General features: G+C 39.5%; 24 protein-coding genes and 1 pseudogene. 3 read left to right on the plus strand and 22 right to left on the minus strand.

Annotated elements, in window-relative coordinates:
* Positions 1-5: 5 nt before the first annotated feature.
* Positions 6-278, minus strand: coding sequence for a PTS sugar transporter subunit IIB (locus tag I588_RS11380; protein ID WP_010756410.1), 273 nt, complete (start codon positions 276-278; stop codon positions 6-8).
* Positions 272-2,308, minus strand: a complete 2,037-nt coding sequence (locus I588_RS11385) for a BglG family transcription antiterminator (protein WP_010756409.1) — start codon at positions 2,306-2,308, stop codon at positions 272-274. The genes I588_RS11380 and I588_RS11385 overlap by 7 nt, the downstream gene beginning before the upstream one ends.
* Before the next feature lie 257 nt (positions 2,309-2,565).
* Between I588_RS11385 and I588_RS11390 the strand changes: the two genes are divergently transcribed.
* Positions 2,566-2,820: a type II toxin-antitoxin system Phd/YefM family antitoxin gene (locus I588_RS11390; protein ID WP_010756408.1), complete on the plus strand. Its 255-nt coding sequence runs from the start codon at positions 2,566-2,568 to the stop codon at positions 2,818-2,820.
* A complete protein-coding gene (locus tag I588_RS11395; protein ID WP_010756407.1) occupies positions 2,805-3,074 on the plus strand; it encodes a Txe/YoeB family addiction module toxin in 270 nt (89 codons plus the stop codon). Before I588_RS11390 ends, I588_RS11395 begins: the two co-directional genes overlap by 16 nt.
* Positions 3,075-3,176: 102 nt before the next feature.
* Here I588_RS11395 and I588_RS11400 read toward each other — a convergent pair whose 3' ends face one another.
* The 3 genes from I588_RS11400 to rpsO all read right to left on the minus strand — a co-directional run bounded on the left by I588_RS11400 (position 3,177) and on the right by rpsO (position 8,463).
* Complete coding sequence (locus I588_RS11400) at positions 3,177-5,168, minus strand: KUP/HAK/KT family potassium transporter (protein ID WP_010756406.1); 1,992 nt, start codon at positions 5,166-5,168, stop codon at positions 3,177-3,179.
* A 671-nt stretch (positions 5,169-5,839) separates the two neighbouring features.
* Positions 5,840-7,963, minus strand: a complete 2,124-nt coding sequence (gene pnp / locus I588_RS11405; protein WP_010756405.1) for a polyribonucleotide nucleotidyltransferase — start codon at positions 7,961-7,963, stop codon at positions 5,840-5,842.
* Between the two features lie 230 nt (positions 7,964-8,193).
* Positions 8,194-8,463 (minus strand): 30S ribosomal protein S15, encoded by a 270-nt coding sequence (rpsO, locus tag I588_RS11410; RefSeq protein WP_010756404.1) that lies wholly within the window; start codon positions 8,461-8,463, stop codon positions 8,194-8,196.
* Between the two features lie 270 nt (positions 8,464-8,733).
* Between rpsO and def the strand changes: the two genes are divergently transcribed.
* The gene (gene def / locus I588_RS11415) at positions 8,734-9,297 is read left to right on the plus strand and encodes a peptide deformylase (protein ID WP_010756403.1); all 564 of its coding nucleotides are present in this window, start codon (positions 8,734-8,736) and stop codon (positions 9,295-9,297) included.
* 72 nt (positions 9,298-9,369) lie between these two features.
* Here the strand turns inward: def and I588_RS11420 are convergent.
* The 17 genes and pseudogenes from I588_RS11420 to I588_RS11505 all read right to left on the minus strand — a co-directional run.
* Positions 9,370-9,902 (minus strand): annotated as a pseudogene (locus tag I588_RS11420) (dehydroquinate synthase/iron-containing alcohol dehydrogenase family protein); the annotation flags it as partial.
* Positions 9,903-9,992: 90 nt separating this feature from the next.
* Positions 9,993-10,709 carry a GntR family transcriptional regulator gene (locus I588_RS11425; protein WP_010756400.1) on the minus strand — a complete coding sequence of 239 codons (717 nt, stop codon included), beginning with the start codon at positions 10,707-10,709 and terminating at the stop codon, positions 9,993-9,995.
* The gene (locus I588_RS11430; RefSeq protein ID WP_010756399.1) at positions 10,690-11,739 is read right to left on the minus strand and encodes an ADP-ribosylglycohydrolase family protein; all 1,050 of its coding nucleotides are present in this window, start codon (positions 11,737-11,739) and stop codon (positions 10,690-10,692) included. The genes I588_RS11425 and I588_RS11430 overlap by 20 nt, the downstream gene beginning before the upstream one ends.
* Entirely contained in the window at positions 11,739-13,145 is a 1,407-nt protein-coding gene (locus tag I588_RS11435) for a PTS transporter subunit EIIC (protein ID WP_010756398.1), read from the minus strand. The genes I588_RS11430 and I588_RS11435 overlap by 1 nt, the downstream gene beginning before the upstream one ends.
* A gap of 197 nt (positions 13,146-13,342) precedes the next feature.
* On the minus strand, positions 13,343-13,867 hold the full coding sequence (locus I588_RS11440; protein ID WP_010756397.1) for a transcription repressor NadR: 525 nt from the start codon (positions 13,865-13,867) through the stop codon (positions 13,343-13,345).
* A 1-nt stretch (position 13,868) separates the two neighbouring features.
* On the minus strand, positions 13,869-14,705 hold the full coding sequence (locus I588_RS11445; RefSeq protein WP_010756396.1) for a chorismate mutase: 837 nt from the start codon (positions 14,703-14,705) through the stop codon (positions 13,869-13,871).
* Between the two features lie 10 nt (positions 14,706-14,715).
* On the minus strand, positions 14,716-15,414 hold the full coding sequence (locus tag I588_RS11450) for an NAD-dependent protein deacylase (protein WP_010756395.1): 699 nt from the start codon (positions 15,412-15,414) through the stop codon (positions 14,716-14,718).
* Between the two features lie 157 nt (positions 15,415-15,571).
* Positions 15,572-15,763: a hypothetical protein gene (locus tag I588_RS11455; RefSeq protein WP_010756394.1), complete on the minus strand. Its 192-nt coding sequence runs from the start codon at positions 15,761-15,763 to the stop codon at positions 15,572-15,574.
* Between the two features lie 109 nt (positions 15,764-15,872).
* A complete protein-coding gene (locus tag I588_RS26855) occupies positions 15,873-16,505 on the minus strand; it encodes an Rpn family recombination-promoting nuclease/putative transposase (RefSeq protein ID WP_010756393.1) in 633 nt (210 codons plus the stop codon).
* Between the two features lie 111 nt (positions 16,506-16,616).
* Positions 16,617-17,597: a tyrosine-type recombinase/integrase gene (locus I588_RS11470; RefSeq protein ID WP_211219390.1), complete on the minus strand. Its 981-nt coding sequence runs from the start codon at positions 17,595-17,597 to the stop codon at positions 16,617-16,619.
* 25 nt (positions 17,598-17,622) lie between these two features.
* Entirely contained in the window at positions 17,623-18,606 is a 984-nt protein-coding gene (locus I588_RS11475; protein ID WP_010755494.1) for a tyrosine-type recombinase/integrase, read from the minus strand.
* The gene (locus tag I588_RS11480; RefSeq protein ID WP_010755493.1) at positions 18,593-19,816 is read right to left on the minus strand and encodes a tyrosine-type recombinase/integrase; all 1,224 of its coding nucleotides are present in this window, start codon (positions 19,814-19,816) and stop codon (positions 18,593-18,595) included. The genes I588_RS11475 and I588_RS11480 overlap by 14 nt, the downstream gene beginning before the upstream one ends.
* A gap of 132 nt (positions 19,817-19,948) precedes the next feature.
* Positions 19,949-20,200, minus strand: coding sequence for a PD-(D/E)XK nuclease family transposase (locus I588_RS11485; protein WP_010756392.1), 252 nt, complete (start codon positions 20,198-20,200; stop codon positions 19,949-19,951).
* A gap of 269 nt (positions 20,201-20,469) precedes the next feature.
* Positions 20,470-21,135: an HAD family hydrolase gene (locus I588_RS11490; RefSeq protein WP_010756391.1), complete on the minus strand. Its 666-nt coding sequence runs from the start codon at positions 21,133-21,135 to the stop codon at positions 20,470-20,472.
* Complete coding sequence (locus tag I588_RS11495) at positions 21,132-22,286, minus strand: mannitol dehydrogenase family protein (RefSeq protein WP_010756390.1); 1,155 nt, start codon at positions 22,284-22,286, stop codon at positions 21,132-21,134. The genes I588_RS11490 and I588_RS11495 overlap by 4 nt, the downstream gene beginning before the upstream one ends.
* Positions 22,287-22,309: 23 nt before the next feature.
* A complete protein-coding gene (locus I588_RS11500; protein WP_010756389.1) occupies positions 22,310-24,232 on the minus strand; it encodes a PTS mannitol transporter subunit IICBA in 1,923 nt (640 codons plus the stop codon).
* A gap of 14 nt (positions 24,233-24,246) precedes the next feature.
* Entirely contained in the window at positions 24,247-25,062 is an 816-nt protein-coding gene (locus tag I588_RS11505; protein ID WP_010756388.1) for a sorbitol-6-phosphate dehydrogenase subunit, read from the minus strand.
* Positions 25,063-25,185: the final 123 nt, after the last annotated feature.

The raw sequence follows: 25,185 nt of genomic DNA on the forward strand, positions 1-25,185 counted from the left end.
CCCCCTTAAGCTTCGATGGCTGCTAATACTTGCTCTTTCAAATACGCTTTATCCATCATATTATCAATCCGGATGATTTTTGCGGTTGAATCTCGCAGTGTGTCCGCAAAATCAGACGTAGTAATTAAAATATCATAGCTGTTAGGATCAACCGACCCAATATCTGCAGCATCAACGGTTGCTTCAATTTTTGCATCATCTAGGATTTGCTGGGTAAACAGGCGCATCATCATACTGCTACCAACTCCAGCTCCACAAACGGTTACGATTTTTAACATGTTGCTTCTCCTCCTTCGATTATATCCATAATTTCTGTTTTACTAACGGCTTTAGTAAAGCATGCGACGTTTTCCTCATGAGATAAAATTTCCACTAATTCAGCCAACGCTTTTAAATGGGTTTGATGATCAATTGCACAGAGTCCAATCACGATTTTCACCGGATCATTTTTTGGATGACCAAAAACCACTGGCTCTTTTAAAGTGACAATGCTGAAGCCGACATCCAGTGCGCCTTCTTCCGGACGAGCATGCGGCATTGCGATTCCTGGTGCAATCACTATATAGGTTCCATTAACTTCAACATTTTCAATCATGCCATCTACATAACTATTGGTCGCTAAACCACTGTGTACTAATAATTCTCCACTTTTTCTCACGGCTTCATCTCGATTTTTGGCTAAGTAATTAAGCTCGATCAAATTGGGAGTTAGAATTTCTTTAAGCATAGGCTGGTACTCCTTCTTCTTCTGGGATTTAGGTAAATTCAAATAAGTAGTCAGTTCATCGGATAAGCTCTTTGATGCCTGAAAAGATAAGGGTGCATATTTTTTTACAATTGTTAGTAACTGATCAATGTTAACCTCGCGAAAGATTGGCTTAACAAACCGATTAATGCTTTCGCGATCTTGCTCTGACAAGTAAGGGTTCACTTGAACCACTGGGACACTCTTCAGCTCTAAAGGAATTGTAGCAATCACCAGATCCACGTTATTTTCTTTCAGCCATTTGATACCTTCTCGTGTGCCGAATGTCCCTAATACTTCTACGTGAAACGTATTTTGAATTTTACTCTTCAATATTTCTGAGGTGCTAACACCAGCATTACAAATAATGATGATTCTTGTTCTTTGCGGGGTAAAGAATTTTTTACGTTCCAATGATGCTGCAAAGAACAAGGTAAAGAAGCTGATTTCCTGATCAGTAAATCTTACCTTCAATTTCGTTTCCAGCAATGGCACTTGTGCACGAACAGAAACATGCAGCTCTTGATAATTTTCCATTACATAGTCATACATGGGATTTTCAATAGGTTCATGAGCCAAGGTTCGTTTGTAGGCTGGTCGCAGATGATTCAACAGGCCTTCATAAAGCTTTTGGTCAGTCGTAAAATCGATTGGGGGAAAATCCTGATCGACTGCCTTAATAAATTGCTCAACGATTAGATTAAATGTTAACCATTTGTCAGTTAACAACTCCTGATATTTCGTAATCGAAGCCTCTGATAACTTGTTTGCTAGATGAAGCAGTTCATTTTGAGTTACAGATCGATTAAACAGCATGCTTATCGTCTCTTCATTCGCTAACAGAACCTGTTCCTCTTTATTGTAGATGTCTTTTTTTGGCCACTGTTTAATTGTCTTGTTCACTTCCAGCCGCTTTTTAGTTACCCAAAAGTGCAGAACAACTTTTTGAAAGGATTCATCACTTAGCTGAATCCCGATCTCCTGACAAATGGCCTCAATTAGCCTATCAATTTCCACTAAACTTTTTCTTTCCATTTGAAAGCTCTCAGTCTCAAATACTAGTGGGTCCTGTCCCAAGGTTGCTACTAGAAAATTTCTGATTCTTGTTTCCTCACCAATCACCCGATACCCACGGAAGGGAATGGTCTCTAGGAAAATCTCGTTATTCTCCAACTCCTTACGAACAGCTCGTAAATCATTTAGCAATGTGTTTCTAGATACTAATGTCTGCTGCAATAACGTATCAGAGCTGAAATTATCCGGCAGCAGCAACACCGATTCCAACATGCGAATTTTTCTGATTCGCTGATCGCTGCTGATAAAGTCATTGTTTTTAAACAAAATTTTCTCAATATCGACAGGTGTTTCACATTCGTATTGAATGTGCCCCTTTTCGATCATTATTTCTGCAGCTTCGACTGTTTCTAGTAGTTCATTTAGTTTATCGATGTCATTGTAAATTGTTCGAGTGCTAACGTGAAAGCGAGCGGCCAACTCACTGATTTTTACTTTTGTTTCTTGCTTTGCTAGCAAGCTATATAAATTTGATAATCGATTATCCATAGGTCTTCCTCCTGACTTTAGTATAAAGGATGGGCAATCGCGTGAAAAAGAACAGTTCATTTCAAATTTCTTGAAACGAACTGTTCTGGTGATAAATTTCGTATACTTTTCCTTAAACACTGTGGAAATAAACTGTCTACTAAAATACAAACATCTACTTTATGCGTATCTTATCATTGGATAGTCACTGGCAAAGCATTTGACGTACGTCAAAACGTACCTTAAAATAAAGGTAGCTTAAAGAGGATGTGAGATAAATGGAAGTTATTTCTCCAACAAATGCCCGCAAAGATTTATACGGGATAATTAAACGAGTTGTTTCCGATAATCAACCTATCGAAATAGCTAGTGTAAAAGGTGAAAGAGAGAGTGTTGTAGTTATTAGTAAAAGTGATTGGGATGCTCTACAGGAAACTATTTATTTACAAAATACTGGTGTATTGGATCGAATCAAGCATTACGAAGAGGAAGAAGTCGAAGATCTGGGGGAAATTGATTGGGATACACTATAAAAATCAAAAAGAATGCACGTAAAGATCTATCCAAACTAAAAGATGCGCGTCTAAACAATAAATTTGACGAATTGATTACTATAATTAGGGAGAATCCCTTTCAAATTCCACCTCCTTATGAAAAACTGGTTGGCATTCCTTATTATTCAAGAAGACTCAATATTAAACATCGCTTAGTTTATAGCGTCGTAGAAGAAGATCAACTGATTATCATTCAATCCGTATGGTCTCACTATGAACGAGAATTTAATTAACTGATTTCTTTTTTGGGGACCTCTCAGTCTTTTTCATTTTACGCCAAAATCATCCATTATAAAAAAGCTGCCGCAGATTTTATTCTACGGCAGCTTCCATCTTTATTTTCGTTCCTTCAACCACGTCTTGCGGGTTTGTCCCACAATCAGTGGCACAGATTCATAGACGACTTCGCTATATTCCAAACCAAACCAGCGCTCTGGAGATACTGTGTAACGTTTAATAGCCAAGCGAGCCTGCATAATTTGACGATCCCATTTTGCAATTGTTGTGGTTGAAGACAGTTCTTCCTGTATCAATACAAAACGGAAATCCCCTACTTGCCGACCAGGTGTTAAGGAGTAATGCTGCGGTTGTTTCGGCAGCCGTCCTTGCTTCATCAGATCATGAATAATTTGACGCAGGTACACATTTACATCCTGTGACATGCGGAAGCCTAGGTATAATTTTACTTTTACGATAAAATCAGTCCCCATCATATCAACGGAGAATTCTTCTGTATAAGGTTCATCTGTAACCTCAACATTTACAAACCAATATACCTTCGCTCGTTTCAAGCGTTTGTCTAAAATTGAATAAATGAATTGTTGCGGAATTTGATCTTCTTCAAGCTTTGGCACTAAAAAGACAACGTTAGTTTGGTAATAAGGAATCCGATCATCCTCATGTAGTTCTTGCAGCTGTCCCATATAATCTTGGAAGTTGACTTCCTGACTGGTATTTTCTTGAATTTGATTGCTGCGATACCAAATATACATTAACGCTAAAATGAGTAGTGCCATTCCTACTGCCACGAATCCTCCATGGAAGAACTTCGTCACGCTGGAAATGAAAAAGAAGGTTTCCAAGAAGCCAAAGAACAGAACCATCAAATAAGCTAAGAAGCGTGAAACCTTCTTCTGAATCATATAATGATACAACAAGAAAGTCGTCATCAGCATCGTTACTGTAATAGACAGGCCGTATGCTGCTTCCATATGACTAGAGGTTCTAAAGGTTACTACGATTAATGAACAAGCCGCCCATAAAATGAAGTTCACCGCCGGAATATACATTTGTCCAATGGAACTACCAGGATAAAAAATACGCATTCTTGGTAACAGCTTCAGCTTAATAGCCTCAGAAACGAGGGTAAAGGAACCTGAAATCAAAGCTTGAGAAGCAATAATTGCAGCGATGGTCGCAAATACAACGCCGAACACAATCCAGCCCTCTGGTAAAATTTGGAAGAATGGATTCAAATTTTCCAGATTTTCATAAGCCGGGTTCCCCTTCGCATGAATAATCCAAGCTGCTTGTCCTGCATAGTTTAACATCAAGCAAATGAAAATATACGGCCAGCTAAAACGAATATTCTTTTTGCCTACGTGTCCCATATCTGAATACAAAGCTTCCGCCCCAGTCGTTGCTAGGAAAATACTTCCTAAGATAAAGACACCCATTTTGTTTTCCGGGCTAAATAATAAATGTATTGCATAGTAAGGATTTAACGCACGAATAACTGAAAAATCATATGGAATGTTAATTAATCCCATAACCCCTAAGAAAGTAAACCACAGCAGCATAATCGGCCCAAAAGCTTTTCCTACAAAGTCTGTCCCGAAACGTTGAATCAAAAAGAGAAACAGCAAGATAAGCAACGTAATAATTACGATAATATTTTGATTATTGCCGAATCGATCATAGAAGATAGGTATCCCCCGCAACCCTTCAATAGCTGTTGTAACAGTTACTGCCGGAGTTAAAACACCATCCGCCAATAAGGCTGCCCCACCAATCATCGCCGGTATAATTAAATACTTTCCGCCCTTGCGCACCAAAGTATACAGAGAGAAAATACCACCCTCACCATGGTTATCGGCATTCAGCGCGATGATCACATATTTTACGGTCGTCAACAGCATCACTGTCCAAAAAACCAATGAAACGACACCAATAACAAAATCATTGGTGACTGATGCAAGACCGCCATTTTCCATCAAAATAGCTTTCATTACATATAAGGGACTTGTTCCAATATCCCCATAGACCACGCCCATCGCCACTAATAATCCAGCAACTGATAATTTTTTGACATGACTTTTCTTTTCCATTCTTACACTCTCCTCTTGCAGATGACTCTTATATAGGAACTCAATTTTCTATGCTGAGTAAAAATCGAGGCTGTTTGTTCGCTTAGTTTGATGCTTAGGGAATAATTGCTAGTTACAATTAATTATATCTTTTAATTTACTATACCTTTATATTTAGCAAATACCTACTAAATAAGCTTTGGTGGGGAACAATGGCAGCTAACTCAAGGTAAGGAATTCATTTTTTCGTACGCATATTATTCTGCTAAACCGCTTAGTTCGATAATCTGCTATACCTTTAGGTTTAGCAGGTAATTGTCGGACGAACTGCGAAAAGCAGAACTAACAGCTAGCTCTTTGTTAGGAATTCATTTTTTCAAAGACCGAAAAAATGAGTCCTATTTTCGTACGCATGCTATCCAACTAAACCGCACTAACTTAGCACTGGGCTCCTAATCTTTATCTGGCTTACTTACCTAATAAACTGCGAAAAGTTGGACTAGCAAAAAAGACCTAAACAACAGCTTGTACTGTCGTTTAGGTCTGGCAAATTATCTCTTAGACCAGTGCATAGGCACTAGTTGTTGATCTAAAAGCATAGAAACTCTATGTCGCTACTCCCCTAAAACATAAACGTATTATGGGCGTAGTTTGGTTATTTGTCAAAGAAAATGTGAATGATTTTGAAAAAATTATTTTTCTTCCTTTTTATTCTCATCATCTTTTAACATTGCTTTACGTGAGGCATTCACACGGCCTTGACGATCGATCTCAGTAACTTTAACTAAGACTTCGTCGCCCATTTTCACAACATCTTCAACCTTGTTTACACGTTCGTTGGCAAGTTGAGAAATGTGTACCAATGCATCTTTACCCTTGATCAAGTTAACGAAAGCACCAAATTTTTCAATACGGACAACTTTACCTAGGTAAACTTCGCCAACTTTGATTTCTTTAGTTAATTCTTCAATGATCTTGATCGCTTTTTTGATCATTTCAGCATCAGATGAAGCAATGCTTACTTGACCTTCTTGATCGATATCGATCTTCACGCCGGTTTCATCAATAATACCATTGATGGTGTCGCCGCCTTTACCAATAACGGTTTTGATCTTATCAGGATCAATTTTGATCATTTCAATCTTAGGAGCATATTCACTTAGCTCTTCACGTGGAGCAGCCAGAGTGCTAGTTAAGTTTTCAAGGATTTCCATACGAGCTTTTTTCGCTTGGTCCAAAGCTTCTTTTAGGATTTGTTCTGTGATTCCTTGGATCTTGATATCCATTTGCAAGGCAGTAATACCTTCTTTTGTTCCAGCAACTTTGAAGTCCATGTCGCCCAGGTGATCTTCTAGTCCTTGAATATCTGTTAAGATGGTGTAGTTTTCGCCATCTGAAACCAAGCCCATTGCGATACCCGCAACCGGTGCTTTAATTGGCACACCAGCATCCATTAAGGCTAATGTTCCAGCACAGATACTTGCTTGTGAAGAGGAACCATTTGATTCCAATACTTCCGCAACTAGACGAATCGTGTAAGGGAAGTCTTCTTCACTAGGAATGATTTGTGCTAATGCACGTTCACCCAAGGCTCCGTGTCCAATTTCACGACGACCAGGACCAAAGGCACGTCCGGTAGAACCAACTGAAAATTGAGGGAAGTTATAATGGTGGATGAAGCGTTTAGAATCTTCAATTCCTAAGCCATCAATAATTTGATGTTCCCCTAATGGTGCTAACGTACATACTGACAAAGCTTGAGTTTGTCCGCGAGTAAATAAACCAGAACCGTGAACACGTGGCAATACGCCAACTTCAGAGTCCAATGCACGGATTTCATCTAATTTACGGCCATCCGGACGAATTTTGTCAATCGTGATTAATTCACGTACAACATCTTTTTCAAGATCTTCTGCGATTTGTTTCACTTCTTTAGTTAATTGATCCACGTCTTCATGTTCCGCAAATTTCTCTGCGTAAACTTCTTTAACTGTATCTTTCACTTTGTCAATTTCGTCTTCACGAGCCAATTTTTCTTCAGTCATAACGGCCGTCTTCATTGTTTCATAGTAGCCGTCGAAGATTTCTTTCTTCAAGTCAGCATCTACTTGCAACAATTTAACTTCCATTTTAGGTTTGCCAACAGCTGCTACGATTTCTTCTTGGAAGGCTACCATTTCTTTGATCGCTTCAAAACCAAACAGCAAAGCACCTAACATATCTTCTTCAGAAACTTCTTTGGCACCCGATTCAACCATGTTGATCGCTTTTTTAGTACCAGCAACAGTTAAGTTAATGTCTGAAGTTTCATTTTGTTCGGTAGTTGGGTTCAAGACATATTCGCCATTTACACGACCAACATCTACACCAGCGATTGGACCGTCAAAAGGAATATCTGAAATTGCCAAAGCCAATGAGGAACCAAACATAGCGGCCATTGAAGGTGAACAATCTTGTTCCACACTCATAACAATGTTGGTTACTTGTACTTCATTACGGAAACCATCCGCAAACATCGGACGAATTGGGCGGTCAATCAGACGCGCGGTTAACGTCGCTTCCGTACTTGGTCGACCTTCACGTTTGATGAAGCCGCCAGGAATTTTACCTACTGCATACATTTTTTCTTCGTAGTTGATTGTTAACGGGAAAAAGTCAGTATCCTTCGCTTCTTTTGAAGCAACTGCTGCACTTAATACAACCGTATCACCATAACGAACCAAGACTGCACCATTGGCTTGCTTCGCTAATTGACCAACTTCGACTTGCAAGGGACGTCCGCCCCAAGTGGTTTTGAATACTTGTTTTTCTGACATAATTTCTCCTTTTTCCCTCTGACAGGTGCGACGCTACTAAACAAATGGAAACAGCGAACAGCTTCGCTTCTTGCATTTGGTTAGTAGAGTGACGGCAATCTGTGGGAGGGGCCTTATTTTTTGTACACATGCTTATCTGCTATGTGCCTTGTTCCTTTTACTGCCAAAAGCTGTAATTGGCAACCTAGTAAAAAAGTGAGATTCCTAGGAACCTCACTTTTAGGTAAAAATTAACGACGTAGTCCTAGACGTTGGATTAATTCACGGTAACGTTGTACATCATTCTTACGTAGGTAAGCTAACAAGTTACGACGATGACCAACTTTTTTCATTAAGCCACGGTATGAATGGTGGTCTTTTTTGTGGACACGTGCATGCTCATTCAATTGGTTGATTTCTTCTGTAAGTACAGCGATTTGTACTTCTGGAGAACCAGTATCTCCTTCATGGCGAGCAAAATCTTTGATGATTTCATTTTTGCGTTCTTGTGTTAATGCCATGTATTTCACCTCTTTCTCTTTTTTTCCCTACAACTGAGTAAAGCGTTGGTGAAGCGCCCAACCAAGTAATAGGCGATATACGCATAGCGTACCTTAATACTTTACTTGATTTTGTAGGAAAATGCAAGATTTGCCAGGAATATTTCATCCAATTCATCAGGATAGAGGATTCTTTAAAAATTCGCAAGTTTTAAGCAAGCCGTTTGCCTGCGGCTACTTTTGTGATAAACTATCTTGATGTATGAAGTCCTTTGAGAGGAGACCTATTTAATGATCACAATGGATGATATTATTCGGGAAGGACATCCCACCTTGCGTGAAGTTGCCAAAGAAGTTCCTATTCCGCCTACGGAAGAAGACGTGAAGCTTGGTGAAGAAATGATGGAATTTCTAAAAAATAGCCAAGATCCAGTAAAAGCTGAAGAACTGCATTTGCGCGGAGGCGTCGGTCTAGCCGCTCCCCAATTAGATATCTCAAAACGAATTATAGCGGTTCATGTGCCGAGTCTTGATCCAGAGAAACCAGATTCTGGGATTAGCACAGTGATGTATAATCCGAAAATTTTGAGTCACTCAGTCCAACAAGCCTGCCTTGGTGAAGGTGAAGGCTGCCTATCAGTAGATCGGGAAGTTCCTGGCTACGTGGTACGAGCTGCTCGAATCACTGTTTCCTACTACGATGCAGAAGGCAACAAACAAAAAATTCGTTTAAAAAACTACAACGCAATCGTTGTACAACATGAAATTGATCACATTAATGGTGTGATGTTCTACGACCACATCGACGAAAAAACACCGTTCACTTTAGATGACGGCGTGTTGGTGATTGAATAGAAGAATGAATTACATACAACTGGGGCTCAGCACTTGTCTGATTCCCAGTTGTTTTTTGTTTTCTAGACCCAACTACATCAAACTCTGATACAGCTCAATAGTCGCATCCCGTGGATTTCCTGGTGAACAAACATCGCGGAAATCCGCGGAAATTTTAGGAATATCCTCAGCCTTAACCCCCAGCTCAGAAATCGTCGCTGGAGTTCCTACATCTTTACTTAACTGATCAATCGCTGCACAGGCCGCTTCTCGAGCTTCCTCAATCCCTAAAACTAAAGCAATATCACGATAGTTTTCACCCGTATAATCCTTATTGAATTTCATTACTGTTGGCAGTAACTAAGCACAGGCTACCCCATGGGGAAGGTTATACCAAGCACTTAATGGGTGTGCCATTCCGTGAACCAAGCCTAAGCCAACATTGAAAAAACCATACCAGCAATATATTGGCCTAAAGCCATTTCTTCCCGTACCTCCAGCTGCTCAGCTACCGAATCCCGCAGCGAACGACCTACGATTTCGATCGCTTTCAGATGCAGCATATCAGTTAATTCCCAAGCACCCTTCGTAATAAATCCTTCAATCGCTTGCGTCATGGCATCCATGCATAATCTTGTTATTACATTGCACTATATTGGCAAAAAAAAAAAAGGAATCCCTCAAAGAATAAAATTTTGAGCGATTCCTTTTTGAATTTATCTTGGTACTTGCAGCTGTACATTGTAGCGATAGCGATCGCCACGATAATAGATTTCAGCGTACTCAATTAGTCGGTCGCGTTGATCCCTTGTCACCCGCTGAACATACAATAAAGGTTTGTTTTCTTCTACTTTTAAATATTCTGCTAATTGCTTATCAGCTACCACAGACTCGATCGTCTCTTTTGCATTTGTCACCACAAAACCTTTTTCCCGCAACAGTTTGTATAATGAAGTATCTGGGGCTTCTAGTTCTTCTGCAGCCAATGGAATAAAAGAAGGACAGTACACTCGTTGAAAGCCTATTGGTGAATCCCCAATCCAACGCAATCTCTCATGACAACTAACAGTTGCCCCTTTTGGCAGCTCTAGTTGTGAGCAAACCATAGGATCAGCTATAACCGTCTCCTTAAAAGAGTGCAATGTGGAATGTACCCCACGATCTCCATTTTCTTCAGAGAAACTAAGTAAAGTCTGTAATTGCAGTGATTCTTTTCGACTCAAAACAATTGTCCCTACACCATGAATACGCTGAACATAGCCTTCATCCACTAAAAGCTTCACCGCATTTCTAACGGTAATTCGACTTACATTAAAACGCTTCTGCAAGTCAGGTTCAGCCGGAAATAGATCACCTACAGGATACTTACCATTGATAATCTCTTGCTTTAATTCTTCATAAATTGCTAGATATTTAACACTGTTTCCTTTCATGAAACCTCACCACATCTGCTAATGAATTTGATAATTCTACAATATTAAAATCATTGGCCTTTTGAACAGTTTCAAATAAAGAAAGGAATTCTGGATCAGATAAATCAATAAATGCTCCCACCATTGAACCAACAATAGTTGCGATTGTATCTGTATCGTATCCAATATTTACAGCATCAATAACTGCCTGTAAAGCATTCCCTTTATTTAAGGACACGATTCCAAAAGCACTAGGTACCGCTTCTGAAATATGCAGCCCGCTACCAACGATTTGTGACAGTCGACGTAGTTTTTCTTCCTTTGTACCTACACCGTCTACAATATTATACGCTAGTTGTGTGCGCTCTACAACACTAGGCCCAGCCACTTCTCGAGAAACTTCCTTCGCTAATGCTTCTCCACGAACTGCTCCATAATAGCCAGCTGCTAATACGTCTTCAACAGTCGCATACTCAGCTAATGAAGCACTAGTCGCAGCTGCAACAGCACAGGCCCCAGAGATTGCCAAGGAGTTATCATGGGTTACTTGAGTGATAGTAATTGCTGCTTCAATTGCTCCTGTTAAATCGTTAGGGTTCAAAATACCTGCTGGAGCAATCTTCATTGCTGCACCATTCGTCGCTTTAGAAGCATAGTCCACTGTTACAGCACCAGGCAAAGGTTTCATTTTTAAAGAAGGATCTTTGTACATCGCTACTGCACTTCGAGTAGTTGGTCCAGCAAAGCGGTCAAAGTACCAAGAAACATCTGACCATTTTAAAATAGCTTTGATCACAGTTTCCTTATCTAGCGTTCCCCCATTTTCTAAAATCGCTTGGCAGAGAAAATAGATTTGAGAGAAATCATCTGTAACCTGTCCAGCCTCATTCCCTAAAGCAAAAGCCGTTTCACCAGGCTTGCGCAGTTCAGTAACCGGTCCTCCGAACTGTTGGCGAATCTGATCAAAGGATAAGTTCTCTGTTACCGCCCCCATCGCATCGCCAATTGCTGCTAGACCTAAAATCCCTTGAATTTTTGTTTGTATTGTCATTATTTGTTTCCTCCCATTTTGTTAATAGCTGACATTTCTGCTTCTGGATCTTTCACGCCTAAAATTAGTGTTAAAATCAATCCACCCACAAAAGAAATGATTAAACCTACGATATATGCCCACAATGTCGGGCCAGCAAAAGCTGGAATAGTCGTTAACCCACCAAATACAAAGGCATTACCGATTACATTAAAGGCTCCCATGAATGCTCCACCTAAAGCTGCACCTAAACAACCAGCAATTAAAGGTGTTTTAAATTTCACCCCTAAACCATAGATAGCTGGTTCAACAATTCCTGATAGAAGTACTGAGGTGATCGCTGTTAAAGAAAAGTTTTTCAGTTTTTGATTGCGAGACCGCAAGAAGATAGCAAAGGCTGCACCCGCCATACCAAAGTTTGCATTAGCCCCATAGGCAATAAACGGCGAAGAACCTGTCCGAGCGATTTCTGGAATAATGACCATTGTATTCGGTGCCCAATGAACTCCAAACATAATGAGAATGTTCCAAATACCGCCAATTACTGCCCCTGTAACAATTTGATTAATACTTGCCAACCAGCCAACAACATTGGCGATACCAATACTTAAATAATTACCAATCGGTCCAAAAATACCTGCAGCAATTGGTACTAATACCAACAATAAAACGGTTGGAATAATAATCATGTGTAAACTATTCGGCAATTTCGCCTTCATAAAGTGTTCCATTTTTGATTGAAGCCAAATCGTTAGAATAGCTGGAATCACTTGACTCGTATAATTAAATACTGGAATTGAAATACCTAAAAATGAAACCATGTTTCCCCCGTCGCCTTGGATTAGCTCTATAAATCCAGGCATGATCAAAGCACCCATAACAGCCATTGCAATGAATGGACTGGTTTTAAAGCGATTGGCAGAGGTTACCGCAACGAGTAATGGCAAGAAATAAAATACAGAAGTTGCAGCCAAGGTAAGCACTAAATTAGTCGTACTTTCTGTTGATAACCAGCCTAATTCATTTGCTAAAATTGTGAAGCCGCGAAGCAATCCTGATCCAGCGAGCAACGGCAGCAAAGGAGAAAATATACTGACTACCAATGCAACAAAATCATTTAACAAGTGCCGTTCCTTCTTCACTTCTTCAATCGGATGCTCTTTTACATCTGATTCTGTTCCTAACTCCTTCAAGAACGCTTCATACACTTCACCAACCGTGGTTCCAATGACCACTTGAATTCCTGATTCTTTATCTACAACGCCAGTCACTCCTTCTAGTGCCTCTATTTGCTTCGCATCAACGAGTGCATGATCCCTAAGCTGCGGTCGTAATCTGGTGGCACAATGAGTGACTGAAACAACATTGTCAGCCCCTCCCATTAAATCAAGCAACTGTTTAGCCAAAGCCTCTGTCTTCCCCATCATTATTGACTCCCTTCCATATTATGAACAGAAACACGATACACAACCAGATAAGACGTTATAACGTCTTATCCTCAAGACGAGTATACCTTAGCTGGATCAAAATGTAAACGTAAACACAGAAATTTCTCCAACAAAAAAATGCTCTCGTTAAGAAAGCATTTTTCACTAGACAGCTATTTTATTGAGTTATCGCGCATTTACGCTTCTTTTTCTTTGTACAAAATCCCTTTATCTGCCAAAGCTTGAGTAATTCGCTCAAAATCTTCTTGGGTTTCATAGGCAATTGTATGCAGATGGATACCATCTGTTAATTCTGATAAGAAGCTGGCATTAGATGATTGGTAATTTTTCAAGAAATCATCTACCTCTCCTTGAGTAGTAATGTGTAGGCCGCCAACTAATTCTCCGTATAAAGGATGCTCTACAATTACATCAACAATCTCTCCGCCTGCTGCAACAATCGTGCGCAGTTCTTCTTCTGCTTGGTTTTTATCGTGTTGAACCGCAATTTTACTAAATAGCTGAGTGGACTTGCGCTCTAGCAAATAGCCGCGAGAAGTTGCGATAATATTCTCACCTGCAGCTCTTAGCAAGGCTACATCTCCTACAATAATTTGGCGGCTTACATCATATTTTTTGGCAAAGCTGCTGGCACTTAACGGTTTTTCTGTTTCTCCCAGCTCTTTCAAAATTGCTTTTCTACGTTTAATTCCGTCTTTCATTTCATTCACCTAACTCTTTAGATTGGAAATTTCTAGATTGCTTCATAATATCTTGGAAGGTCGCTACCATGGTCTCTTCAAACAAAGGATTTTCAACCCGCTGTGCTACTTTTTCTAAGACAGCATCTTCTCGGCTTTGATCCAGAATATCTTTTTTGTTTTCCTTTTTATAGGCGGTGACTTCTGTTACTGCCTGTAGTCGTTTTTCTAACAATGCCACTAATTGTTCATCAATAGCATCGATTTTTTTACGAGCTGCTTCGAGCTTATTGGCTTTGTCATCCTCATCAATGGTCCGAATAATTCGAGCTGGATTTCCCCCAAGCACCACATTGTCTGGAAATGATTTGGTTACTACTGAACCAGCTGCGACTACCACGTTGTTTCCTAGCGTCACACCTGGCGTAATTACCACTGAACCACCAAACCAAACATTGTCGCCAATAGTAATCGGTTTGCCAAATTCCATCCCACTGTTGCGCTTCACTGGTTCAACCGGATGAGTCGCTGCGTACAGTTGGCAATTAGGACCAAACATGCAATTATCACCAATAGTTATCGGGCAAATATCTAGAAAAATACTGTTAAAGTTGCAGTAGAAATTTTCGCCCACCGAGATATTGTAGCCATAATCAAAGGAGATAGTCGGCTCGATGTAGACATGATTGCCCGTTTTACCAAAGGTTGATTTGACGATCAGCTCTCTTTTGGCTGCATCGGTTTCGCTATTGATTGCTCGCATTTTCACTCGGGCATCTTTACGATCAGCCACCAATTCGGGATCACCTGCAAAATATAAATCTCCGGCAATCATTTTCTCTTTTTCTGTACGTTCCATCAAAATCCTCCTATAGCTGTTCGAAAACAGTACTGCCATCGGCTTCTACAAAGTCATGCATCATCGGAACATGGATCGGTGTCCGATTGATAGCCAGCACTGCGGCATTTTCGTTCTTTTCATAAATTAAATCACAAAACGGATGGACTTGAAAGCTTGTTCCAATGATTACTAACAAATCTGAAGCTTTTACCGCTTGAATAGCTTGGCTAATGGTATCATCGGTAAAACCTTCGCCATACAAAACAATCCCTGGTCGAATCTGCCCTCCGCAATTTTCATGCTGATCATTCTTCAAATATTCTTGCCAAGGCACCGTCTGCCCACACTTGCGGCAATAGCAATCATAAAGTGAGCCGTGAAAATTCACCAAGTGTTGACTGCCGGCTGCTTGATGCAGACCATCAATATTTTGCGAAACAATCCTGATCGGTTTACGTTTCTCCAATGCTGCCATCTTTTGATGAATTACGTTTGGTTTGGCAGTCGGATGGTACAACGCTTTAACAAAGGAATAGAATTTCTCCGGTTCTCGGTCTAAGCAATCAACACTCAATAAATACTCCGGTGCTTCCATACCATGATAAACACCTTTCAAGGATCGATAATCTGGTACTCCTGATGGCGTTGAAACACCTGCTCCAGTTAAAAAGGTAATGCTGCTTGCCGCTTGTATTTTCTGCACTGCTGCTTGAATGGTTGTTTCCACTTTTATCACCTCGTATCTATTATACTTCTACTGCATGGTAAAACAAAAACACCTCCCAGCTTGAGGAGGTATAGGTACTGTTGCTAATAAAAAAGGAACACCATCATTATCACTTGGTAACTTCTGATGCTTAGGTGTTTACAGTGTCCCCGTTTCCTTATTGTAATTGTCGTTCCAGTTCTTTTACTTGTTCAATAGATAACCCGGTGCCTTGAGCTACTTGTTCTGGGGATAGACCCATTTTCAAGAAATTAATTGCCGTTTCAATTTTATTTTCTTCTCTGCCTTCTCTTCTAGCAGTGGACAGTTCTGCATTCCGGATCGCTCGACCTTTGTCGATCTTTAACATCAACACTTCCCCCTCCTCTTCTCGTCCACACATCTACATACAGCACATAAAAAAGGAATTCCGCAATCATCAACTCCTAATGCTCTGGACTCGCTATATTCCCAGTCACTTATTCTAATTGTCGTTCCAGTTCTTTTACTTGTCCAACAGACAACCCGGTCCCCTGAGCTACTTGTTCTGGGGATAAACCCATTTTTAAGAAATTAATTGCTGTTTCAACTTTATTTTTGGTCTGGCCTTCTTCTCTGCCTTCTCTTCTAGCAGTGGACAGTTCTGCATTCCGGATCGCTCGACCTTTGTCGACTCGCATAATCATTTTCTTCTCCTCCTCGTTTAATGAGTAATAATTAACCTTCTTCTGGGCATCCTTCAAATACTGAGGGGCATGCTCTGCCACTTGGCCAGTTTTGAAAAATTGCTGCCAGTGGTAAACAGGGCTGTCTGTTTCAATGTTTTTATTTTTCAAGCTAAGAAAACATAAGCGATGGATTTTTTGGCCTTGGCTGCCTAAAAAAGGTCTATGAGTTTTGTCATTGTGGTAGCTAATATTTTGCAACGCATCCTCATCTTTAGGAAACATATGAAAGTCAATGATGTTTATGCCGTATGCAGCGCGCAGAGTAGAAAATTGGTTATCCTCTTCAAAAGCTTCAGCATCTTCATCACCATAAGGGGAAGCATACGCAGCGGACAAATAAAAGACTGCACGTTCTCTGAAAAAATCATGGCTGCGGACCTGCATTTCTTATGTAAAGCTTTGCATAAGAAATGTTATGAAAAGTAAATAGTTATGTAAAGAACATCAAAATAGTGCCCGTAGATCAACTATCGTGATGCTCTTTACTTTACATAACTAAAGTGAAGTTTTCAACCATTCAACCAATTCTGATTTTTTTTCGTCCGTATACTTTGTATCAGAATGAACTTCTGAATAGTTTTTTTCCAATATCCTTCGCTTTATTTCTGGGTTTACCCTTGCATAAATTTCTGTCGTATTCACTGAGGCATGTCCTAATAAATCTCGGATATAAATCAAATTAACCCCAGCTTCCAACAAATGCATGGCTTTACTATGCCTCAAACTATGGTTGGAAATTTTTTTGAGAAATAAGTGTGGATTCTCCTGTCGAGCTTTTTGGATATTTTTATCCAATATATACTGGACGCCTGCTCGGGTCAATTTCTTATTTACATTATTTCGAAAGACGTATTGTTCTGAAGAAATATTCAGATTTTGATCTTTAAGGTATTCCCTCAGTAAGTCACGGACTTCTAATGAAAAAGGTATTTGACGATATTTAGCGCCTTTTCCAAGAACCTCCACTGAAGGTGGCGAAGAAAAGCGAATATTACATATTTGGGTCTCAATTATCTCTTGAACGCGACAGCCTGTATCATACATAAAGGATAATAACGCCTTTTCTCTGCGCCCCTTTTTAGTAGTATTATCAGGCATAGATAAAAGTATTTTTAACTCTTTTATTGTTAAATATGCTATTTGTTGAGTGATCTTTTTTTTGCTAGGAATGTCTGTTATTCTTTCCCATTGACTCAAAAAGGCAAACTCTTTTCGTTTTAAATAATTCGCAAAACTTTTTAAGCAACCTAAGCGTTGATTTCTTGTATTGATACTATTTCCACGATTTTCTTCTAAATAGTTGAGGAACCTTTCAACGATTGCTTCATTAAAATCTTCTAGCTTTATGTTGTCAGAAGTAATTCTTTCGTGCGTTGCTAAATAGTCAAAAAAGAGCACGAAAGTGTCTCGATAAGATTCAATAGTCTTTTTTGAGCAACCTAAGAATTTAGTTAAATAACTTGAAAAATAATTCATCACATAAAATGAAAAGCCATGCATGTCAATCTTCCTCTCCTTGATAGAACAAGTTACCGATATACTTTTTCACTTTTGTGCTCACATTTTTATGTTGCTGAACGGTTAGTCGTAAATAGTTTTCAGTTTGAGTCAGGTGTTCATGTCCTAAATAAACAGACAATAAAGGAAGTGCGGCATAAAGATCAATTCCTTCTTTTTCTGCCTTTTCAAGCGCATGAATGGCAAACGTATGACGTAAGTCATGAATTCGAGGTAAATTACCGCCCTGTCGATATGGAATGTAAGAGTCTACTAGTAGTTTCCTATATCTACGATATAGAGACCCTATAGAATAATGTTCGTCATAAGAATTCGGGTGATGAAAAATGAATTGGTTAGGTTCTAAGTGGGAACTGTAAGAGGTCATATAGCTTTGTAATTGTGCATGCACACTATCAGATAATGGAATGATTCGACTTATATGATTTTTAGAATCAATGATTTCAATAATCCCTTGATCCACTTTACAATGTTTTTTCCGTAAATGCAGTCCTTCGGAGCGACGCAGACCACAAGAGTAGTACAAAATGAATAATAAGGTAAACGCATCATTTGAATAATCCTTTTGATTGACGATCTTTTTTAGATTATCAAATAGACGGATAATCTCCTCGTGAGTAAAAATGTAAGGGACAAAAGAGCTTTTCAGGTATCTCGGTTCAAATGGATCAATATAAATATTTGGATAACCCATGTCAGTTAATATATGACAAATATCACAGAGTACTTTGATTCGCATGTTATGGTAGACTTTTCCTTCATTGTCAGTTTGTTCGCACCATTTCTCATACATTTCCTGTGTAATAATTGGTTTCGTTGGTTTAAACTGACTGAGAAATTTTGCAATTCGTCTATAAAAACCAACATAGCAGTCGCCATAATCATAACCTATTCCTCGTTTGTATTGAATAACACGCTCAAATGGTTCGTTGTAAGGTTCGGCGAACTTATAATTATAAAAAGACATAAGGCACCTCCAAAGAAAATTCTCTTAATTTGGTTTCGTCAATGGTCAGATATTTCTCTGTCGATCTTATTTGCTTGTGTCCTAGAACATTAGAAATTGCGCTAATTGGAACTGACTCCTGCATCAAATTTGTCGCAAGTGAATGTCTCATGGCATGGGCCCCCGCATGCTTACCAGTAATATCAATTTCTGCTCTTAGAAAGACTCGTTTAACGATAGAAGAAATTCCACCAATAGAAAATTTGTGATAGGGAGCACAGCTAATTAAAAAAATATGATCCAAGTCCTCATTGACCGCTTTTCTGCTGTTCTTAATGTAATCTAACAAGGCAAATTTCATTTCGGGCAATAATGGAAGTGTCAGAGGTTCGCCGCTTTTCTTTTGCCTGATAAAGAAAACATCGTTTTCCCAATCAAGTTGCGCAAACGTCATCTCTAATAAATCAGATGCACGTATTCCAGTATAATAAAGAGTTGTAATAACTGCCATTTCAAGTTTACCTTGAACAGAGTTTATATCGATAACATCAAATGCTTTTCTCATATCTTCTTTACTATAATAAGATAATATAGATAATCTCTGACTAGAATGGATAACTGGAAAGATAGAATACCCAGAAAACGGGCAAATTTGTTTATCAAACATCCAATCAATTGCTTGTCTAAGATTTCCACGATGTAAATCCTTAGTATTTGGAGAGCTTTCTAAACTATTGATGAATTGATGGACAAGTGTAGTAGATAGTTCTCTAAATGAATAGACCCGGTTTTTATCTAAAAAAAGAAGGAATTTTCCCATTGTCCATAACTTATTTTTTTTTGCTTGCTTCTGACAAGTGATTAAATTATCTACGAAATCTTTGTATTCTAAATAAAAATCTAAAAATGCAGTAGGGATATTTGTATAAGCCGTGTTGTGATGTCTTAATAAGTAATTTCCAGTGTGATAAAATTCAAACAGTAAAAGTACGGGGCGGCGAAGAGTAAATTGTAATTGGCAGTTAGGGGCATCTAAATCAAAGTCGAAGGATTCTTTAAAAAAATTTCGAGCTTCATTAGAGTTCACCTTCTGAATATTTCTCTTAACACAGAAAGTTTCAAAAGTATGACCAATCCATAAAAAATGATCCAGTGTATTGTCGGAATATCCATCGCCTTTCATTTTTTTGATAAGTTGATTCATAGTAGGAACAATCTGATCGGTATCCATGTAAAAACCTCCTTTTCTTTTATTTGGATACAAATCAACTGTACCACCATCTTTCATTATGTGAAGAAAAAAAGTGAATAGACATTGACAAATCAACGTCTGTTCACTCAACTTTACATAACTATTTACTTTTCATAACATCTCGATAGTCACCTGCGTGCCATCATTGCTGGCAGCCAGCACGTCCACCTCCGTGTACTTCAGCTTGTTCTCATCCTCCAAAGATTGTTTGTAGCTGTCAATGTGATAGGTGTCTCTAGGCGTCAGGGTCTCAAATTCCTCGCCAAGAACATCTCTGACAAAAGCTTTTAGAATGTGATTGGTATCCTTAGATGTAAAAAGCTTGTGAAATAACAGATCGTTGGTTGGTAAATAGTTGGGCATTTTTTACGTCCTCTCTGGCTAGAGAAGGATTCACCTTAAGTATAGCACGGGTTTCCTTACTCCATCAAAAAATAGTTGTTCATTATATAAAGTACGCAAAAAAGAACCTTTTTGATTTAATTTCAAAAAATAGTTCTATCTTTAGCTATTAGCATTAATCAAACATAGGATGAGTTCGCTGAATATCCTATCAAAATATTGCTTCCAGCGATCCTCAATTAAAACCTCCGCACAAAAAACACCTCCCAATTTTGAGAGGTGCTCCACCATTAATTTGCTGCTTTAAGTTCCTGTTTTTCTAAAAAGTCTTGGATGTCACTGAAAGAATCAAAAAGTCCATCAGCCTGTTCTTGTGAGAAGGGGAATCGTTCTTCCCGTTTCGCCAAGGTATACATCCCTGCTCGTGTCGCAGACTCAATACCGTAATTAGAATCCTCAATTACCAGACATTCTTCTGGTGTAAGACACATTTTTTTTGCAACTGTTTGATAAATCTCTGGATGCGGTTTGGACGCTTTAAACATGTCACCACTCAAGATCAGTTCAAAATAATCCTTAATCTGACATTGTGTCAGGGCAGCCTCTATTTTTTCAGGTGCTCCTGAGGAAGCTAAGGCTAAACGATATCCTTGAGACTTCAACCATTCCAAGATTTCGACAATTCCATCATTTAGAATCTCAGTAAAGTCAATGGGCCGATCCGCATAATAAGCACCAAACCGTTTGTAATATTCCTTAAATGATATTTCTTCCTTACAATAGGTAGAAATAATTTGGAAAGCCATCTTTTTATTCCCGCCCACCATTTTCATCAGTGTTTCTTCTGGAATAGTTATGCCCAAGTGCTGCAAATATTCCTTCTGCCTAGCGAACTGTAACGGTTCTGTATCAACGATGACCCCATCCATATCAAAAATTACGGCTTTAAAAGTCATTTAGCTTTTTCCTCTTGCAGTTGTTGATACGCAGTGACAATCTTATCGACCACTTCATCGTCAGCAGCTCTGTTTATATATTTTGCAACGGTTGCTCTTACGCCATCAGCAGCTATATCCTTCTGAATAGTTACAGCACTTTCATCCTCTGGTTCGCTATAAGCAAAAGCACAAGCTAAGGCTTTTGCGATCCCATCATAATTAATATCATATTTTTGACACAAGCGAATGACTCCCATGAAGCGATCTTGTGGACCAACCTTTCTAATTGGATCGTAAGCCACACGATAAATCGCATCCGGCATTTCATTTTTAGCTTTTGGTAAATATTCCAGCTCACGAATTTCTTCACGAGTAACAGGATATTCAAATAGAACTGCATGTACCGTTGCATCGTGAACAGCCTTAATTAAGGCAGCAACATCTGGATCAGCCTGAGCAGTAACAATATCGTCATACCCTTTTAAGTACCCGTAGTAAGCCGTAGCAGCATGTGGTCCATTAATGGTGAAGACTTTAATATCCTTCAGCATTTCAACATTTTCTCGGACATCTAACCACTTCACATCACTGAAGTCTGAATAGACTGGTCCTTGAATGATTAACGCAGCCACAGCTGTAGTTACCAAATCTGTCGAATAGGCCGTTTCCGCATCAGTAGAGCGACGAACGATCGAGTCACGGACAACCACATTTTTGTCAAACCAGTTTTTAGCTTCTTCAGATCCTAAGTTGTCTCTGAAATATGCTGTAATTTGATCAATAATATGGTTTTTATTGGTTAAGCAAATCAAGGTTTTCTTGCCTTCAGGATTCACTTCATACTGCTTGTCAAAGCACTTAGCCAAGTATTTAGCCGACGCTTCAAAATCTTCTGGATATAATGGAAGCATTACTAAATCAGTGTTAAGAAAACTATCCATTACTGAGTATTCCTCATCAGTTACAAAGGCTTTATAGCCATCAATTTTGTTCATAAATACATCATCAGTTGTATGAACTCGTACATCAAAATGCCCTTCTTTATTCAGTTCGTCAATTACTCGAGGGTCACTATCTAAAAAGGTGATGTTCCAGCCTGCATTAAAAAATGTTTCTCCTACAAATCCTTTACCCAATCTCCCAGCACCAACGATAAGTACATTTTTCATCCTACATTCTCCAATCCTGCGATCTATTTTGCAAAAACATCCATAATTTCTTTTGCCGTTACGGCCCTGCGAATCCGTTCTACCTTCTCTTCATCAATCAACGAACGAGTAATCACACTTAAAATTTCTAAGTGACTATTGTCCTTGCCAGCGATTCCGATAAAGACATAAGCAATTTCTCCATCTGGAAAAGCCACGCCCTCCGGCACTTGCACAATCGAGACCCCTGATTCCTTAATGGCGCCTCGGGATTCTTCTAACCCATGAGGGATGGCTACATGATTCCCAACATAAACTGGTAAGCGTTGATTGCGTTCAAGCATCTGATCGATGTAATCCTTCGTTACATAGCCTTGCTCGACTAAAAGCTGGCCCGAAGCAACGATAGCTTCTTCTACATTTTCAAAGCTTTGATTAAGCACGATATTCGCTTCATTCAAGATTTTTCGATCAATTATTGCGGTATCTTCATGAGCTTCAGTTGTCCTGTTAACCTGACCATGCTGATTTCGTTCTTTTACGAAGGCAATGGCCTCATCATAATCACTTTCCTTTAAAAAGTTATTGATCGGAATATAGGCAATTTGATCATTATCCCCACTAATTTTGGCTCGTTCAATCAACGAATCCAACGTTATAACTAAATCTGCATCCGAATCAATTTTGTTCGCCGAAGAGTTTACTACAGTGATACCTGTAAGATTTTCCTTTTTCAGTAGGTTCTTCAAAACAGAAGCCCCCATAGCACTAGATCCCATACCAGAATCACACGCCACAATAATTTTTTGAACAGCAGCATCCATTTCCTTCAATAAAGCTGTTTGCTTAGCGGACTGTTTCGCAAAATCTGCAACACTTTTTACCTTGTGATTACCCACGGCATACTCTTTGCCCTCTTCACCAGAACCGAACGTCTTCAACAGGAACATTCCGATCAGCGTCGAGACAATGAAACCAGCCAGAATCGAGACGAAGTTGGCAAATATCGCATCCTTCGGTGTCATCAGGGCAATATTTATCAAGCTTCCTGGAGAAGCTACCCCGATTAAGCCTCCACCCAAGAGTACTTGTAAATACAGCGAAACTGCTAGACCGCCCATTGTTGCAAAAACCATAATTGGATTTCCTAATACAAATGGGAAGTACACTTCACCAATACCCGCAATACCTGCAATGAACATTGCCATTGGCGCTGTATTTTTAGATTTCCCTCGGCCAAACAAAGCGATTGAGAACAGCGTTCCTAATAACGGTCCGTTATTAGTATCCACTAAGAACATAATCGACTTACCTAGTTCGGCAGCCTGTGCATACCCGATTGGAGCTAAAATGCCGTGGTTCACTACATTATTCAAAAACAATACTTGAGCAGGTGCCATAAAAATAGATAAAGCCGGAATCATGCGATTATCTGTTGCCCATTGCACACCTGCTGTCAAAACTGCTACTAGCCCACGAATCGCAGGACCTACGGATAAGAAAGCAACAATCGTAAAAATCGCACCAATAATCCCTAAACTAAAATTGTTCACAAACATTTCAAAACCAGGTTTGATCTTGCCGTCAATAGCCTGGTCGAATTTCTTCAAGACCCAAGCTGCCAGTGGTCCCATGATCATCGCACCACTAATCATAGTGATGTCTGATCCTACAACTACGCCCATACTGGCAAATAATCCAATAACTCCACCACGCTGGCCGTGAATATTGTAGCCAGCAGTGTAACCAATCAATAGTGGAAATACATAATTAAGAATCGGTCCTACTAGTTCATTTAATTGTTCGTTAGGCAGCCAACCATTAGGGATAAACAAGGCTGCCATTATTCCCCACCCAACAAACGCACCTAAGTTGGGCATTACCATGCCACTCATAAATCCGCCAAAGCGGCGGATTTTCGCTAAAATACCTGAGCCGCTTGAGCCTCCGCTGATATTCATCTCCATCACTTTAATCCCCCTTAACGAGTTGATTTTGCTCCAGTAATATTAATTGTTGTTCCTGAAATATACGAAGCATGATCCGAAGATAAATAGGAGATCAAATCGGCAATTTCAGTCATTTTTCCAGGTCGTCCTAATGGAATGGTATCCGTATAATTCCCGGTGTAATCATCATTTACAGCCTCTGGATCCACACCTCTCGTATAATTTAGCGCTCTGAAATTCTCTTCACTGTTCATAGGTGTCCGTTCATTTACTCCAGGTGCTACGCCAATAACCCGAATATTGAATGCTCCTAGCTCTTTTGCCCAAGCTTTAGTAAACGCATGAACTGCTGCTTTATTTCCTGAGTAGCAGCTCTGGCCTTTTGATCCTTCCAACCCTGCCTCAGAGGACATATTAATGATTACTCCTGATTTTTGCTTAATCATCACTCGCGCAGCAGCTTGCGAACAAAGAAAAACACCTTTTTGATTGACGTTGGTCATAAAATCAAAATCTTCTTCGCTTAATTCATACTCAGGCTTCTTCCCATAGTAATCGACTAACATTCGAGGACGACTAACCCCAGCATTGTTCACCAATACATCTATCCGTCCATATTTTTCCACCACTTGCTGAATCATGGATTCCACTGATTTTTTATTGGCTACATCACAAATCATTGTGTCGACATTGGCTTTCCCATCATGGTTGTTCGTTTCAGTAACATCTGCTGAGATAACCTGGGCACCATTTCCTGCTAAGCTATCCACCATCTTTTCACCTAATCCCATACTTCCACCTGTGACAATCGCTACCTTACCTGACAAATCTAACCACTTTTCTGACACTTCGGACACCTCACAAATTTTATTTGATAACCCAGGAGCTCTACTAAGCTATCTTTTCGACATTTTGAAAACGTTACCCATGTCTTTGACATCATTGTAAACGGTACACGTGCAAAAATCAAT

It is taken from the genome of Enterococcus pallens ATCC BAA-351, assembly GCF_000407485.1.
GTDB classification, from domain to species: domain Bacteria; phylum Bacillota; class Bacilli; order Lactobacillales; family Enterococcaceae; genus Enterococcus_A; species Enterococcus_A pallens.

Coding starts and splice junctions, on each gene's coding strand:
- I588_RS11380 (WP_010756410.1), bottom strand. CDS start 278: ATGTTAAAAATCGTAACCGTTTGTGGAGCTGGAGTTGGTAGCAGTATG.
- I588_RS11390 (WP_010756408.1), top strand. CDS start 2,566: ATGGAAGTTATTTCTCCAACAAATGCCCGCAAAGATTTATACGGGATA.
- I588_RS11385 (WP_010756409.1), bottom strand. CDS start 2,308: ATGGATAATCGATTATCAAATTTATATAGCTTGCTAGCAAAGCAAGAA.
- def (WP_010756403.1), top strand. CDS start 8,734: ATGATCACAATGGATGATATTATTCGGGAAGGACATCCCACCTTGCGT.
- I588_RS11495 (WP_010756390.1), bottom strand. CDS start 22,286: ATGAAAAATGTACTTATCGTTGGTGCTGGGAGATTGGGTAAAGGATTT.
- I588_RS11430 (WP_010756399.1), bottom strand. CDS start 11,739: ATGACAATACAAACAAAAATTCAAGGGATTTTAGGTCTAGCAGCAATT.
- I588_RS11485 (WP_010756392.1), bottom strand. CDS start 20,200: ATGCCCAACTATTTACCAACCAACGATCTGTTATTTCACAAGCTTTTT.
- I588_RS11470 (WP_211219390.1), bottom strand. CDS start 17,597: ATGAATTATTTTTCAAGTTATTTAACTAAATTCTTAGGTTGCTCAAAA.
- I588_RS11480 (WP_010755493.1), bottom strand. CDS start 19,816: ATGGATACCGATCAGATTGTTCCTACTATGAATCAACTTATCAAAAAA.
- I588_RS11445 (WP_010756396.1), bottom strand. CDS start 14,705: ATGGAACGTACAGAAAAAGAGAAAATGATTGCCGGAGATTTATATTTT.
- I588_RS11425 (WP_010756400.1), bottom strand. CDS start 10,709: ATGAAAGGAAACAGTGTTAAATATCTAGCAATTTATGAAGAATTAAAG.
- I588_RS11440 (WP_010756397.1), bottom strand. CDS start 13,867: ATGAAAGACGGAATTAAACGTAGAAAAGCAATTTTGAAAGAGCTGGGA.
- I588_RS11475 (WP_010755494.1), bottom strand. CDS start 18,606: ATGTCTTTTTATAATTATAAGTTCGCCGAACCTTACAACGAACCATTT.
- I588_RS11455 (WP_010756394.1), bottom strand. CDS start 15,763: ATGTTAAAGATCGACAAAGGTCGAGCGATCCGGAATGCAGAACTGTCC.
- pnp (WP_010756405.1), bottom strand. CDS start 7,963: ATGTCAGAAAAACAAGTATTCAAAACCACTTGGGGCGGACGTCCCTTG.
- I588_RS11435 (WP_010756398.1), bottom strand. CDS start 13,145: ATGATGGGGAAGACAGAGGCTTTGGCTAAACAGTTGCTTGATTTAATG.
- I588_RS11490 (WP_010756391.1), bottom strand. CDS start 21,135: ATGACTTTTAAAGCCGTAATTTTTGATATGGATGGGGTCATCGTTGAT.
- I588_RS11400 (WP_010756406.1), bottom strand. CDS start 5,168: ATGGAAAAGAAAAGTCATGTCAAAAAATTATCAGTTGCTGGATTATTA.
- I588_RS26855 (WP_010756393.1), bottom strand. CDS start 16,505: ATGCAGGTCCGCAGCCATGATTTTTTCAGAGAACGTGCAGTCTTTTAT.
- I588_RS11500 (WP_010756389.1), bottom strand. CDS start 24,232: ATGGAGATGAATATCAGCGGAGGCTCAAGCGGCTCAGGTATTTTAGCG.
- rpsO (WP_010756404.1), bottom strand. CDS start 8,463: ATGGCATTAACACAAGAACGCAAAAATGAAATCATCAAAGATTTTGCT.